We start from the raw sequence: 13310 nt of genomic DNA, 5'->3' as shown, positions 1-13310 counted from the left end.
GATGACTGCGCAATCTCGACTAATTGTCTGGCCTTTGGTAGCTGCGGACTTTGCATACCGTCTACTTGGCGATATAAAAATAATAATTCTTCTGGTTGTTTGCCTACAATATCAGTTGGTAAAGGTGTTTTTTCAAGCACCGCATAGGCCATTTTCCCGAAGCTTTTGAAGACTTGTGTAAATTCAGGGAAAAAGCGATCTAGCCAACGAATTATGCGGTTTTGTAGGGCATTTAAATCTTCCTGAATCTTTGAACGTACTGTTGCGCCGTTGCGTAATTCTGCTTCCACTCCATCCAAAATACGTGGATAATTGAAGCGACCATCCCGCATGAGACGGGCGATGACAAGTGCGTCTTTTTGGTCATTCTTTGTTTGTAGGTTGTCGTCTAATTCCTTGGAACGATTGACGTGCATTGGATTGACCATCACAAACGGGATGCCGTAGTTCGTTAAAAACGCCGCTAGGTTCATCCAATAATGTCCTGTTGGCTCAAAACCAACGAGAATCTCCTGTTTTTCATGAGCAGCTTTTAACGCAAGCAGCCGCTCATAAAAGGCTTCAAATCCAATATGTGATTGGGCGATTGAAAATGATTTTTGGAGCACCCGACCTCGATCATCGATAGCACAAGCGAAGTGTTTGTGTTTGGCGATATCAATGCCGATGACGAGTGTATTTTCCGTTACTTGATTAATTTTATGGTTCGTATTAGAATTCATAAGTAGTCCTCTCGTAGATGTATTGGGTCAATGACCGTTGACACTCATGCATCATACTAGAGGGCTTTTTGGATTTCAAGTCCCTGAAAATCCTTTTAACAGGAATGCTCCTTAATAGATTGTTACTACTTAAATACGAGCTAGCCGACAAAAAGTTTCATCCACCTTCAAATTTTAACGTTGAAAAGGATGAAAATAAATGTAGACAAAGCCTTTGCTGACTTTGTCTACAAACCGAAGCTTATATAATATCTGTTTTCATCGTTTTATAGCCTTTTAAGTCATCAAAAACTTCCAATGTAAAACGGTTTGATTGCGCTTGTAGGCTCACACCTTGTTGAACAAATTGAATAAATTCATCTACAGCGGGAGTAGTGCCTTCAATCTCGGCTTCGATATTATTTTGTTCATTTAATACGCAATAACCTTTTAAGCCAAGCTCAAGTGCTTTTTGTTTAACAAAAAAGCGATGTCCCGTTCCAGTAGCATCTCCAGAAAATATCACACGTGCACGTTTCATCGTGAATCGACACTCCTTTAAATAGATTGTCTTTCCTTCGAAAGTATTGCAATTAAATCATTAATATAATGCAGCACTTTCTCTGACGCTTGATTAATTTCTTGTAAGCAGTCATCCGCAATTTGGATATTACCATTATTGTACGCCTCTACAGCCTTTTTCGCAAATAGATGAACTTGCTCATGGTAGTAATCTAGCTCGATAAATGATTGATGTGAGCCTAAACGACGCTGTGTTTGCTCATCTGCATACCATTTGCCAAGACGGCATTCTTTATGTGAGGACACATCGCTTGGCTGTAAATATTCTAAGCCTAAGAACATATTATAAACACGCCATTTCCATAAAATATGGTCGGCTTTCGATAATTGTAATAATGAAATACTGGATAATGTCACATTATAATTGCTTGTTAGCTCTGAACGGAAACGATTAATTTCCTTTCCTAAATAATGAATATCCTGTGATGTAACATCACTAAAGTTTTGAACATCCTCTTGAATGCTTGCAATATCTGCAATGCGGGCAGACATATCATCAAGTGCTGCTGCCTGTTGCTGTGAAATAGCGGCAGTATTTGTCACATCCGCATCAATGCCTTCAATTGCTTCTACAATGGAGGCTAAAAGTGGCAATGATTGTTTCGCCTCAGTAGTTGCTTCTTTAATCGTCAGCGTCGTTTCTTTAATCGATTGTGAAACGGAATTTGAATATGATTTCAATGCATGGACATTATGAGAGACTTCCCCTAAAGCAGATACCGTTCCCTCAGCTAGCTTGCGCACTTCCTGTGCAACGACTGCAAAGCCTTTGCCATGCTCGCCTGCACGTGCTGCCTCAATCGATGCATTCAGCGCTAATAAATTCGTTTGGTCCGCAATTTGATTAATTAAAATGACAACTTGCTCGATATCATCCACATATTTTTGCAAGTTAGTAAAGCCATCAACAATTGTCGTAAATGTTTCTTCTGTCGTGAAAATTTCCTGTAAGGCATGCTCAATAGCCTGCTGACCTTTTGCTGCATAAGTAACAGATTCGCTTGTCTTTTCGGCAATGCGCGTAGAAGTGCGGGCAACCTCAGCAATGGAAGATGTCAGCTCCTCTATCCCAGCAGAAGAGGAGGCAATTTCCTCCGTTTGATTATTTAAGCTTATTACTAAATCCTTCATATGCATAATGCGCGCATGTGCATCTGTTAATGTAGCCACCTCTGTAATAACATCCTCCATAAAACGCTCAGCACAAACCTCTGTTAAAAGCTGCAATTCAATATTAATCGCCGCTGCCATCGTTTTAAAAAATTCATTTCCAGCAGATTGCTTATGTAATACATGTGACAGTATATAAAATGATAATTGGTTCCAAACAACAACTAATTTGCCTATTTCAAAGCGCTGCTCACGTAGCATATTAAAAAATTTAATAAGCTGATTGACATAGTCATTATCCCGCTCGGCATTAAAAAAGCGCTGTAAATACGCAGCAATTTGTTGGCTAGATACCGAATGTCCAGTCGGTGGCGCAATTTCATCTAAATGTCGCACTAAAAATTGCTCTAACGATGGGGTAGCATCTTGAATATGTTGTGAAATTTTTAATAAATTTTGTTGGTCCTGCTGTGAAAAATGATTGAAAGCAAGAATATCATAGAAACGTCCAGTCACTTGTAAATCCGTACCTCTTGTAAAAAAATCCTGAACATTTTCTTTTCGTTTGAATACCGTAAACAAAAAAATCACTCCCGTTGCCATTTTTATATGAGAAAAGCCCCTTTTGTAAAAAACACATCACGACTATTTTATCATAGAGAAGAAGGGAATAATAGACAGAATAATGAAAACTTTTTTAACAATGGTAGTATTTATAGACAACTGTAAAATAGGGAACAAAGGCAATGCGTATGATATAAAAATCGGAAGTGCATACTAAATTTATGTTGGGTAGCAAGATGTAATTAAACCTACAAATGTATGTCTATTTATTGAGGAAAAACCTATTGTTATAGGTTAAATTTACGTGTAAGAAGATGTACAATAAGATTAATTCAACTACAAGGAGATGTTTTATATGTCATTCAAACATATTACAATTGCGGGCTCTGGTGTATTAGGTAGCCAAATCGCATTTCAAACAGCATTTTTTGGTTATGATGTCACAGTATACGATATTAACGACCAAGCATTAGCAGCAGCTAAAGAGCGTTTTGAAAAATTAACAGCTGTTTACGGGGAATATTTTAACGATCAAGCGCGTGCTGACAAAGCATTTGCTAGCCTTTCTTATAGCACAGATTTAGCGGAGGCAGTGAAAGAAGCGGATTTAATCATCGAGGCAGTACCTGAAGTTGTTGAAATTAAAGTAAACTTCTATACGCAATTAAGCAAAGTAGCACCAGAAAAAACGGTTTTTGCTTCCAACTCATCGACAATGCTACCAAGCCAATTTGCTGAATACACAGGTCGTCCTGAGAAGTTTTTAGCATTGCACTTTGCCAATGAAATTTGGAAAAACAATATCGCGGAAGTAATGGGACATGCGGGTACAGATGCGAAATATGCAGACTTAGTAGAAGACTTTGCGAAAACAATCGATATGGTCACATTCCGCCTTCATAAAGAACAACCAGGCTACATTTTAAATACGCTATTAGTGCCATTTTTAAATGCGGCTCAGTATTTATGGGCAAACGAAGTAGCTGATCCACATGCAATCGATAAAAACTGGATGATTTCAACAGGTGCGCCAGTTGGACCATTCGCTTTCTTAGATATTATTGGCATGACAACACCTTATAACTTAACGAAAGCAAAAGCTGAACAAGGCGATGAAGTGTCAAAATTAATCGCTGAAAAATTAAAAACAGAATTAATCGATCAAGGTAAACTAGGCGTGGCAACAGGGGAGGGCTTCTACAAATATCCAAACCCAGCCTACCAACAACCAGATTTCTTAAAATAATATGGATGAAAGGAGGCGTCCGAAAAGTCATTTTGGGACGCCCCCTTTGCGACGAGGATGGTGACAATTTGCTCCTGCGGTTACTCGTCGCAGAAAAGCTCTATTGTGACCACCGTAGGAGCACAATGTTAATCAAAAATTGACTATGTAAAAAAGCGGAGCCGACCAGAAAGTTCATTTTCTGGTCGGCCCCTTTTTATTTAAGATTGTATTTCATCTGGTGATAATTTACAATGTAATGTAAATATCTAGCTTAGGAAAAGGGGCATATTGATGAAGGAGACGAAATTCAAAGTAGCAATCACGATACTGGCAAGTGCACTAATCATAGGCTATACAGCATTGCAATTGATTGATTTGGCGAATATACATAAGACAAATCAACGGTTAATCGAAGAATGTTTTCAAAGCTGGACAAAAAACAATACATTGACGATTACAAAAACAGCGACAAACCAAATGATCTCATGTGAAAAACAGTAGAAGCTGATAAATCTTCTAGTCCCATTTTTATAGCATATCCAGTCACCTGTTGCATCGACACAGGTGACTTTCTTTTTTGACATTTAGATGAAGTTTGAACAATTTTACAGCTAACAAACGTCTAAGCAAGTAAAGAAGGAGGTGTGATGTATGGAGCAAATCGTTGAGCAATATGGCGAATATTTATACCATATGAGCTATTTATACGTCAAAGACAAGCAATTGGCAGAGGAAATTACCCAGGACGTGCTATTGACCTATATGCGACAGCATGAAAAATTTCGTGGAGAGTCCTCATTAAAAACTTATTTAACGAAAATTGCCATTCATCGTTGCTATGACGAGCTAAGAAAAATGAAGCGTAAAAAATTGCTGCATTCATTGCTATTAAAAAAAGAGAAAAAGGAGCCATCGATTGAAGATACATATATGAAGCAAGAATCCTATGCAACATTGCTAGATAAAGTGCTGCAATTACCGTTGCATTATCGCGAAATCATTATTTTGCATTATTATGAGGAATTTGAAGTAAAGGAAATCGCTCAAATATTAAATGAATCTGAAAATACAGTGCGTACAAAATTGCGTCGTGCACGTGAAATTTTAAAAAATGACCCACAATTAGAGGAAATTTATCAATATTTAAGGAGGATGCACTATGAATCCATTTAAACAACAATTGCATGAAAACCTTCAACGCCAAGCCCCTTTTACAAAGGAAATAAAGGAACGTATTGTGCAAAAGCCGCGCGATAAATTAAAACTAGCGCCTATTTATATCGCTGTTGCAATTATCACAGTATTTTTAGCCTTTATTTTATATAAGCCGAATGTCGAGCGAATCGCCGACAATAAGACTCTAGCTGTTGTAGATCAAAAGCCAGTAGTCATATTTGCACAATTTCACAATGCCCCATTAGTCAACGGAGAACTGCACAGTTATTTTGACATTCAAGCAGTCAATCAAAAAATAGTTTTTACAGTAGAGAACACGGGGGAAAACATCTTCACATGGAAAATTTATAAGCCCAATAATGATGTGTGGTATGCAGGTACATTAGCACCAAACGAGATGAAATCCTATATTATTGATGATTTGACTACGGTTGCTCTTGGAGAATATCATTTTTCGGTAATTTCGAAAAATGGTGGGGCTAGCAAGGTAAATTTTATGATGAAGGAAAAAGAAGGTTTGCTGCCGATTTTACAAGATGGGCAAAGGATAGATGTGCAATATAGCCACCTTTTAGGTGATGCATGGATGTTTAACAGCACACTCATTATTGATGAGAAAGCGCCAATTCAGCATGGTGACTATATTGCTTATTATAGCAATGATGGGCTTATCGCATCGACCGTTTTAGGGGTGGCAGGAGATAAGGTCACAATGGAGCAGGGCAAAGTGCTTGTAAATGATAAAGCCTTTCCAATGCATAATTTACATCAAAAAATTGACTTAGAAATGCTAGATAATCCAATGAAAAATAGTTATTTTTTCCATACGTATGGGAACGATACGCTAGGCTTTGCAAATCAAACATTGCAGGCAAAGCAAGATGAATTGATTGTCTACCATAATGAAAATGGTCATACAATTACCACGATTTCTGAGCAACAGCTTGCAGGCAAAGTCATCGGTGTGCCAAAGGTTGAGCCAACATTTGAATTAAGCTTAGAGGAAAAAGCGTTATATGATGACTTCAAAGCAAGTCATAACTTAGAGCTATTCCGCAATATTGACCCAATAAGCATTGCCAAAATTTATGTCGTAGCAGAGATGCAGCAAGATTTCGCCATGTATAAAGCTTTATTTACAACGGTGGACAATCGCGAAACAAAGGAAATCAGAAAGTATATTGAACAGGCACAGCTTGTCCGCGAAGCTTATTTTACAAAGGAAATAGAGCGTTTACGCAGTGCAAGGGCATTTGCTGGCTTAGAAGCAGGTACATTTACAGCGCAATCTGAGGACACAGGCATTATTACATTCTTTTCTCCTATGACAGGGGAGGAAACGACTATTACCATGCGCAAAAATGCAAAGAGTATTTGGCAACCAGCGTTTACTCGACCGATTTATTAATATATGGAAATATAGTATGATAAATGAAAATTGTCTGATAGAAAGAGGAGAAGTCTGTGAAAAAATGGATTACGCAAAGCTCTGAGTATGTGTATCAATCAAACTTTGGTCATTTGCGAAAGGATCGGTGTGAGTTACCGAATGGCTTTGTCATTCAAGACTATTATGTTAATGAATATGCGGACTGGGTCAATGCTGTTGTCATAACAAAGGAGCAGCAAATCGTCCTCGTAAAGCAATATCGCTATGCAGCAGATGATTTTTTTGTGGAAGTACCCGCAGGGAAAATGGAACACGGAGAAACCTTCGAACAGGGCATTTTACGCGAAGTGCGCGAGGAGACAGGCTATACATCAGATATACAGCCTGTGAAGCTAGGGGAATTTTTTGTTAATCCTGCCACGCAAACGAATAAAATAGCTACATTTTTAATTGTTGATGCATATCAAGCAAGCGACCAGCAACTAGATAATACGGAAGAAATCGAAATTGTTTTATTGAATTTTGATGAATTCGAGCAACTAGTACAAAACAGTCAAATCAACACCCAATTATTTACTGTGAACGCCTATTATTTAGCGAGAAGACAGTTAGGCAAATAAATAAAAATGTGGCTATTGAAAAGAAGCTTTCAATAGCCATTTTTAAATAAATAAAATCTGGTATAATTAGGTTAGTTTTACTATGAAATGGGGTATTACTTTTGTGGAATATAAGCATTATAGAATGGTTGCTCACAATCATTTGCTGGCTAGTGATTATCGCAGCTATGATTAAAATTTATAAAAAGCAGGAGCATAAACCCAAAATTTGGAAATCCGCTATTGCAGTGTTCGTTGGTTTATCTTCCCTATCCCTGACGTGGACGCTTTTCGATGAGCCAGTCCAAATCGCGGTATTGCCTTTAGGGTTGTGGGTGTTATTGGCCATTTTACGTCATCGTGGGAGCTGGGCAACGTATCGAAAATTTGCATGGCTTGGCTTTTTTGCGAATTATTTATTTGTACTATCATTTTTGCTGAACCATTTGCTTAGCAGCTTCTTTTATCCAACAGATGAACTATCAACCTACTTAGCTGATGTAAAGGATGCACAATTGCTAGCGGTTCATCCATCTGCACAAGCATCGCCAAAGCTTCATTTACCACAAAGCTTTGAGGGGATCATAGCAGTTCCTAGTGAGTCCTATGATGTGTTTGATTGGTACAATGAAATTGTATTTGAGCAAACGACACCAGTACAAGAAAAATTCCCTTACCTACTTCTCGACACACAAGCTAAACAGGGCAGTGGCATACAGCCTACTATTTTTGTAGAGGCAAATGGCAAAGGTTTGCTTGTGATAAATAAAGGGAAGCAGTTTTACTTTTATTTGAAAGATTCAATGATTGGCGGGGGGAAGACAGATGACTAAAAAACGTGTTGCATTAATGGTACTACTTTTATTAATCATCAGCTTTGCTGCCTACAGATTTTATCTTTCCAAGCCACAGGCCTTTGTGCAACAAACCGAAATCATCCAGCAGCTCAAACAATTTGAGCCTACTATCACAGTTCAATCGGTTGAAGATATTATCCGAGTTGATGACAGCCATTATTTTGTCCCCATCTTAGCTGAAGATGGCCAACAAGCTTCTCTTTTGTATCAATGGAGGAAGGGAAAGTGGCAAATCGACTATGTTCGCATTGGGAGTAGTACATTTATGCATGGCTGGCAGCTGGATGCGAACGATCCTCGTTCCATTGTATTCGTTTGGCATTTCCCAAAGGATGCGATTGACAGCGTGGACATCTATTTATTGAGGAAGCGCAACGCTTTTGTCAGCAATGGTCATCAGCACTACGTTCCACAAATTCAATTGAAGGAAACGCTTCATCTTAATCAACATTATGGCGTACAGCCAATGTCGCAAGCATTTAGTGAAACGCTTCATCAGCTAAATCAGTATCAATTTGAAGCGCAGCCATCTTGGTTTAACACATTTACTTATCAGGAACCACCTCAATTTTATGCAAAATATGTTTATAAAGAAGCAGTGCCTCACGAAGCTGACCAGCATGGTTACGCAACAGGCTTTGGCACAAATCAGTTTCATTATATTATAAGCGTTACGGAGGAATTGCTAGAATAGGAGGGATATATGATGATGAAAACATTGCGTATTCAACCAGTAAAAACTTTGTTGACTGCTTTGTTTATTGTTGTAGGCATTGTGACAATTGCCAATTATCAAAAGCTGGAGGTAGTGTCGCTCGATGGTGTGCTAGGCTTGCTGCAAAATGCAGAATATGCAACTATCCTGCTAAATTTAATGTCTTTGCTTGGTCTTGCTATTATGGCATTTGTTTGGATAAGGCCTACCTTCGCTATTTTCTCTTATTTTCATTTTTTATTTACTGCAAAAAATGGCAGGACTTCTTATAATAGGCTTGCTTATTGTATTCATTTTTGGCGGTAGTGACCATCGCAGACAAGGCTCATATTATTAGAAAAAAGCCCTGAAAATCGAAAATTTTCAGGGCTAGTTTGTGATTCGCTCATCCAATGGCTAAATTCGCTCAACGAACAGAGAAATTCGCTCATCCAATGCTCAAATTCGCTCAACGAATTATTTCAGTGACACAATGTATAGTCCACCGCAATGAGAGATTTGCTCATATTGAACATTGTATTTCTCCATTAACATTGGATAAATTGTCTGTTCGACAAAATAAAATTCATCGTGATCCCAGCTGTTCAGATGCGCCTGCTTGCATGTTTCAAGATGCTCCGCTGTCATAAAAGAGATGTCGCCAATATATAAACAGCCTGACGCTGTTAAATACTCGCACATTTGCTCAATAAGCGTTACTTTTTCTTGAGTTGTAAAATGATGCAACACATATGTACATATGATTGCATCAAATTGTGAATCAAGCTGTGCTGATGGCATACCTTTTGCTAAATCCCATTCAAAAATATGGGCATTTGGCATTTTTTCCTTTGCAGCAGCAACCATTTTAGGCGAGAAATCAAAGGCAGTAACGGGATTACCTACATCATACAGCTTTTTCGCAAGTGTTCCTGTACCGACACCTGCATCTAAAATCGTATGATTAGGTGCGATGCGCTCACAAATCATAGCGAGCAAACTATCATAGCCCGCAAAAGGATAGCGATTGCTTGCTTCCGCCTCCGATACCGTTTTTTCGTAATAATCTGCCCAATGGTCAAAGCCTAATTTGTCTAACATAAAAGAATCCTCCTGTTATAAGTATATTTATTTAAACGAATGTTGAATGGTGTTGTCATCGTAAGCACTCCTTCACTAGTAGTTTTGATAATTTTGAAAATTATCTCGATTTCTAGTGTATCAATAATAATTTTATAATTCCATATTTTTCTTTTATGGTAATATAACCAAAGGGGATTAGTTTATGCAAATAGCTCAAGTAAGAATAGCGCGTCCTACAAACCAGCTTAACGAAGTAGTGCGCTTTTATCATGATTCAGTAGAAAACGCCCCCCTCTATAGGTGGTGCGATGAATATATAGATTACTCTACATTCAGTGGGTGACCAAACACGCACTGAATCCTAATAAAGCCTCCGGCGGATGTCAGGGATTTTGAAAGGAGTCCATTGTGCTTGCACAATGCAAAATCCCGACGCAATTACGCCAAGGCGTAATTGATTGTGAAGGGCTAGGGTTAAGAAAAATCGGCTCTTTTGAAGGACATGCAGGATATGATGGGGTGATGATTGGCTTACCTGAATTTGATTACCATTTAGAGTTTACTCAACATATCAATGGTAGTCCATGCCCAGCTCCAACTAAAGATAATTTACTAGTATTCTATATTCCTAGCCTTGAGACAATACAGGAAATAACCAATAGATTGCATATCATGGGCTATCAGTCTGTTGTGCCAGAAAATCCGTATTGGCATGCATTAGGTATCACATTTGAAGACCCTGATGGTTGGAGGGTTGTATTAATGAACTCTACTGGCATACATGCTTGAGCAATGGGCGTGTCACACGCCCATCCAGTTTATTGCAATGCTCGATTCACTGCTGCTAATGCATGAATCAAGGTCGTATCAAATAAAGGAATATCTGCATCGCCCTCTTTGACTAATAAACCAATTTCGGTACAGCCTAATATAATGCCCTCAGCACCTGCTGCGATTAGGTTACAGATAGTCTCTTGATAAAATGCAAGAGACGCAGGTTCAATAATACCTAAGCATAGCTCCTCAAAAATAATTTGATGAATGCGCTCCCGCTCTTGTGCAGATGGAATCAATACATGAATACCATTTGCTTCAATGCGCTCTTTATAGAAGTCTTCCTCCATTGTATATTTTGTACCTAATAAACCGACCGTCTTGAGCTTTGCCTGTTGAATTTGCTTGGCTGTGGCATCCGCAATATGCACAATCGGGATGTTAATTTTTTCTTCGATTTGGTCGATGACTTTATGCATTGTATTTGTACAAATGACGATGAAATCTGCACCTCCATTTTGCAAGGATAACGCCGCATTCGCTAAAGTATCACCTGCTTTGTCCGATGCCCCTGCTGCTTGGTAATGCTCAATTTCCTGAAAGTCTACGCTATACAATAAGCATTTCGCAGAATGCAAGCCCCCTAATTGGCGCTTTACTTCCTCATTGATAAGGCGATAATATTGCGCTGACGATTCCCAGCTCATACCTCCAATTAACCCGATTGCTTTCATGCCATCTCCTCCTTTAGTAAACTTATTATAATCGAAACTAGGAACGGAAAGTACACGTCCTAAAAGAAAAGGGGGATTGGCTATGAAGGAAATTATCAAACTATTGAATCAAATGAGAGGTATTACCCAAACAGGATTAGCCTACACAAAAGACCCGTATGATGAAGAACGCTACATAGAATTAGAGACAATCACGAAAAAATTAATCGCACAATTAACAACGCTTAAGCATGAAGAAATTAATATGATTTTCTCTGCTGAAGAGGGCTATGCCACACCAAAAACAGATATCCGTGCAGTCGTATTCAATGACCAAAACCAATTGTTATTAGTAAAAGAAAAAAGCGATAATTGCTGGGCATTACCTGGGGGCTGGGCGGATATTGGCTTAACTCCAGGTGAGGTGGCAGTAAAAGAAGTAAGGGAAGAGGCTGGTGTGATGGTAGAGCCAGTAAAAATATTAGCTGTTATGGACAAATATAAGCATAATTTTGCGCCAGAGTTTTCCTATATTTATAAAATATTTATCCAATGCGAAGTTCTAAGTGGCGAAATCAGCACAGGCTTGGAAACAGAGGATGTTGCCTTTTTTAATTTCCAGCAAATAGAGGATTTAAGCCTATCGAGTAGAAGAAATACATTAGAGCAAATCAAATTAATGTTTGAATATCAGCTCAATCCAAATAAAGAGGCATATTTCGACTAAAATAGGGGGAATAAAAATGAAAGCAATTATCTTCGATTTTGATGGAACATTAGCCAATACCCTGCCGATTTGCTTTTACGCCTTTCAAAGCGTTTTTCAACAATTCGATGGGAAGGAGCTAACTGCACAGGAAATTGTCCAAATGTTTGGACCTTCTGAAACAGGTATTATTCAAGCGAATTTGCAGCATCCAAATAAAGAAGCTGCGATTGAACTGTATTATGAAAAGTACGCAGAGAGTCATGCGCAGTTTGTCCAGCCAAATGATGAAATTGCAGCGCTCTTGCAGAATTTGGAAAAATCAGGAATGAAGCTAGGTATTTTCACAGGAAAGGCAAGAAGAAGCTTAGATATTTCCTTACAGGCGTTACAGATGGACGGCCTATTTGCTGTCATGATTACAGGGGATGATGTGGTCGAGCCAAAGCCTGCACCAGAGGGCTTATTCAAGGCATTAGCTTTATTAGCGGTTGATTCAACAGAAGCCATATTTGTAGGTGACAGTGAGGCAGATATTGTGGCAGGCTTACAGGCAAATGTAACAACAGTTGGGGTGCACTGGCTACCAGATTATCAAACGCAAGCATTTACGGCAGAGCCACATCATATTGTAAAGGATGTTACACAATTTAAAAAATTGATAGGGGGCTTGGCATGAAAAAGCTATTAATTTTAGGGGCAAGCGGGCTTGTAGGGAGAGCTTTAGTGGAGCAATGTCGCCATGATTTTGATGTCTATGGTACATATTTTTCCTCCTCGGTGAATTTGCCAGAGCACAAGCAATTTTACTTGGATTTAGAACTAGAGACATTGTTGCATATTCTCCAAAGCGTCCAGCCAGATATTGTTGTGTCAGGCTTGCAGGGAGATTATAGGAAACAGCTTGCGCTGCATAAAGCATTGGCTGAATTCTTGCAGCATAGCGCTACACCGCTTTATTTTATATCCACTACCAATGTTTTTGATGGCGATTTGACGAGACATCATATAGAAAGTGATACACCAATTTCAAAATCAGATTATGGCAAGTTTAAAATTGCCTGTGAAAAGATGCTGCAAGAAAGCTTACAAGAGCGCTGTTGCATCGTGCGTATCCCAGGAATATAGGGCAA

18 protein-coding genes are annotated in these 13310 nt (G+C 38.7%); 13 read left to right on the top strand and 5 right to left on the bottom strand.

Annotated elements, in window-relative coordinates; translation table 11 throughout:
* The 3 genes from M3Z76_RS14495 to M3Z76_RS14485 all read right to left on the bottom strand — a co-directional run.
* On the bottom strand, nt 1-722 hold a 722-nt coding region (locus M3Z76_RS14495; protein ID WP_295656797.1), incomplete at its 3' end, for an IS110 family transposase.
* A gap of 241 nt (nt 723-963) precedes the next feature.
* Nucleotides 964-1242 (bottom strand): acylphosphatase, encoded by a 279-nt coding sequence (locus tag M3Z76_RS14490; RefSeq protein ID WP_293928364.1) that lies wholly within the window; start codon nt 1240-1242, stop codon nt 964-966.
* A gap of 17 nt (nt 1243-1259) precedes the next feature.
* Entirely contained in the window at nt 1260-2975 is a 1716-nt protein-coding gene (locus M3Z76_RS14485) for a methyl-accepting chemotaxis protein (protein WP_293928366.1), read from the bottom strand.
* 337 nt (nt 2976-3312) lie between these two features.
* Between M3Z76_RS14485 and M3Z76_RS14480 the strand changes: the two genes are divergently transcribed.
* From M3Z76_RS14480 to M3Z76_RS14445, 8 genes are all read left to right on the top strand, one after another.
* Nucleotides 3313-4203: a 3-hydroxyacyl-CoA dehydrogenase gene (locus tag M3Z76_RS14480; protein WP_293928368.1), complete on the top strand. Its 891-nt coding sequence runs from the start codon at nt 3313-3315 to the stop codon at nt 4201-4203.
* A 273-nt stretch (nt 4204-4476) separates the two neighbouring features.
* Nucleotides 4477-4686 (top strand): hypothetical protein, encoded by a 210-nt coding sequence (locus tag M3Z76_RS14475; protein WP_293928370.1) that lies wholly within the window; start codon nt 4477-4479, stop codon nt 4684-4686.
* Nucleotides 4687-4836: 150 nt separating this feature from the next.
* Complete coding sequence (locus M3Z76_RS14470) at nt 4837-5358, top strand: RNA polymerase sigma factor (RefSeq protein ID WP_293928372.1); 522 nt, start codon at nt 4837-4839, stop codon at nt 5356-5358.
* Nucleotides 5345-6769: a S26 family signal peptidase gene (locus tag M3Z76_RS14465; protein ID WP_293928374.1), complete on the top strand. Its 1425-nt coding sequence runs from the start codon at nt 5345-5347 to the stop codon at nt 6767-6769. Before M3Z76_RS14470 ends, M3Z76_RS14465 begins: the two co-directional genes overlap by 14 nt.
* 56 nt (nt 6770-6825) lie before the next feature.
* Entirely contained in the window at nt 6826-7371 is a 546-nt protein-coding gene (locus M3Z76_RS14460; protein WP_293928376.1) for an NUDIX hydrolase, read from the top strand.
* Nucleotides 7372-7472: 101 nt separating this feature from the next.
* Nucleotides 7473-8183 (top strand): hypothetical protein, encoded by a 711-nt coding sequence (locus M3Z76_RS14455; RefSeq protein WP_293928378.1) that lies wholly within the window; start codon nt 7473-7475, stop codon nt 8181-8183.
* Nucleotides 8176-8901 carry a hypothetical protein gene (locus M3Z76_RS14450; RefSeq protein WP_293928380.1) on the top strand — a complete coding sequence of 242 codons (726 nt, stop codon included), beginning with the start codon at nt 8176-8178 and terminating at the stop codon, nt 8899-8901. Before M3Z76_RS14455 ends, M3Z76_RS14450 begins: the two co-directional genes overlap by 8 nt.
* A gap of 9 nt (nt 8902-8910) precedes the next feature.
* A complete protein-coding gene (locus M3Z76_RS14445) occupies nt 8911-9228 on the top strand; it encodes a hypothetical protein (RefSeq protein ID WP_293928382.1) in 318 nt (105 codons plus the stop codon).
* Between the two features lie 150 nt (nt 9229-9378).
* Here the strand turns inward: M3Z76_RS14445 and M3Z76_RS14440 are convergent, their stop codons facing one another.
* On the bottom strand, nt 9379-10002 hold the full coding sequence (locus tag M3Z76_RS14440; RefSeq protein WP_293928383.1) for a class I SAM-dependent methyltransferase: 624 nt from the start codon (nt 10000-10002) through the stop codon (nt 9379-9381).
* Nucleotides 10003-10186: 184 nt separating this feature from the next.
* Here M3Z76_RS14440 and M3Z76_RS19840 point away from each other — a divergent pair, with 184 nt between their 5' ends.
* Nucleotides 10187-10327 carry a hypothetical protein gene (locus tag M3Z76_RS19840; protein ID WP_483310171.1) on the top strand — a complete coding sequence of 47 codons (141 nt, stop codon included), beginning with the start codon at nt 10187-10189 and terminating at the stop codon, nt 10325-10327.
* Nucleotides 10328-10389: 62 nt separating this feature from the next.
* On the top strand, nt 10390-10773 hold the full coding sequence (locus M3Z76_RS14435) for a VOC family protein (RefSeq protein WP_293928469.1): 384 nt from the start codon (nt 10390-10392) through the stop codon (nt 10771-10773).
* 29 nt (nt 10774-10802) lie between these two features.
* Here the strand turns inward: M3Z76_RS14435 and M3Z76_RS14430 are convergent, their stop codons facing one another.
* Nucleotides 10803-11492: an aspartate/glutamate racemase family protein gene (locus M3Z76_RS14430; protein WP_293928384.1), complete on the bottom strand. Its 690-nt coding sequence runs from the start codon at nt 11490-11492 to the stop codon at nt 10803-10805.
* Between the two features lie 82 nt (nt 11493-11574).
* Between M3Z76_RS14430 and M3Z76_RS14425 the strand changes: the two genes are divergently transcribed.
* From M3Z76_RS14425 to M3Z76_RS14415, 3 genes are read left to right on the top strand one after another with little or no spacing between them, the layout of a single operon-like run.
* A complete protein-coding gene (locus M3Z76_RS14425) occupies nt 11575-12198 on the top strand; it encodes an NUDIX hydrolase (protein ID WP_293928386.1) in 624 nt (207 codons plus the stop codon).
* A 16-nt stretch (nt 12199-12214) separates the two neighbouring features.
* Nucleotides 12215-12856 carry an HAD family hydrolase gene (locus M3Z76_RS14420; RefSeq protein WP_293928388.1) on the top strand — a complete coding sequence of 214 codons (642 nt, stop codon included), beginning with the start codon at nt 12215-12217 and terminating at the stop codon, nt 12854-12856.
* Complete coding sequence (locus M3Z76_RS14415) at nt 12853-13305, top strand: sugar nucleotide-binding protein (RefSeq protein WP_293928389.1); 453 nt, start codon at nt 12853-12855, stop codon at nt 13303-13305. The genes M3Z76_RS14420 and M3Z76_RS14415 overlap by 4 nt, the downstream gene beginning before the upstream one ends.
* Nucleotides 13306-13310 lie beyond the last annotated feature (5 nt).

It is taken from the genome of Metasolibacillus sp. (assembly GCF_025291715.1).
GTDB lineage: Bacteria > Bacillota > Bacilli > Bacillales_A > Planococcaceae > Metasolibacillus > Metasolibacillus louembei.
The sequence above is the reverse complement of the archived record's forward strand: the minus strand, read 5'-3'. Positions and strand labels throughout refer to the sequence as shown.

What these genes read in the sequence shown, in the direction of transcription:
- M3Z76_RS14440 (WP_293928383.1), bottom strand. Translation starts at nt 10,002, where the DNA reads ATGTTAGACAAATTAGGCTTTGACCATTGGGCAGATTATTACGAAAAA.
- M3Z76_RS19840 (WP_483310171.1), top strand. Translation starts at nt 10,187, where the DNA reads ATGCAAATAGCTCAAGTAAGAATAGCGCGTCCTACAAACCAGCTTAAC.
- M3Z76_RS14430 (WP_293928384.1), bottom strand. Translation starts at nt 11,492, where the DNA reads ATGAAAGCAATCGGGTTAATTGGAGGTATGAGCTGGGAATCGTCAGCG.
- M3Z76_RS14415 (WP_293928389.1), top strand. Translation starts at nt 12,853, where the DNA reads ATGAAAAAGCTATTAATTTTAGGGGCAAGCGGGCTTGTAGGGAGAGCT.
- M3Z76_RS14465 (WP_293928374.1), top strand. Translation starts at nt 5,345, where the DNA reads ATGAATCCATTTAAACAACAATTGCATGAAAACCTTCAACGCCAAGCC.
- M3Z76_RS14445 (WP_293928382.1), top strand. Translation starts at nt 8,911, where the DNA reads ATGATGATGAAAACATTGCGTATTCAACCAGTAAAAACTTTGTTGACT.
- M3Z76_RS14420 (WP_293928388.1), top strand. Translation starts at nt 12,215, where the DNA reads ATGAAAGCAATTATCTTCGATTTTGATGGAACATTAGCCAATACCCTG.
- M3Z76_RS14425 (WP_293928386.1), top strand. Translation starts at nt 11,575, where the DNA reads ATGAAGGAAATTATCAAACTATTGAATCAAATGAGAGGTATTACCCAA.
- M3Z76_RS14490 (WP_293928364.1), bottom strand. Translation starts at nt 1,242, where the DNA reads ATGAAACGTGCACGTGTGATATTTTCTGGAGATGCTACTGGAACGGGA.
- M3Z76_RS14480 (WP_293928368.1), top strand. Translation starts at nt 3,313, where the DNA reads ATGTCATTCAAACATATTACAATTGCGGGCTCTGGTGTATTAGGTAGC.
- M3Z76_RS14450 (WP_293928380.1), top strand. Translation starts at nt 8,176, where the DNA reads ATGACTAAAAAACGTGTTGCATTAATGGTACTACTTTTATTAATCATC.
- M3Z76_RS14470 (WP_293928372.1), top strand. Translation starts at nt 4,837, where the DNA reads ATGGAGCAAATCGTTGAGCAATATGGCGAATATTTATACCATATGAGC.
- M3Z76_RS14475 (WP_293928370.1), top strand. Translation starts at nt 4,477, where the DNA reads ATGAAGGAGACGAAATTCAAAGTAGCAATCACGATACTGGCAAGTGCA.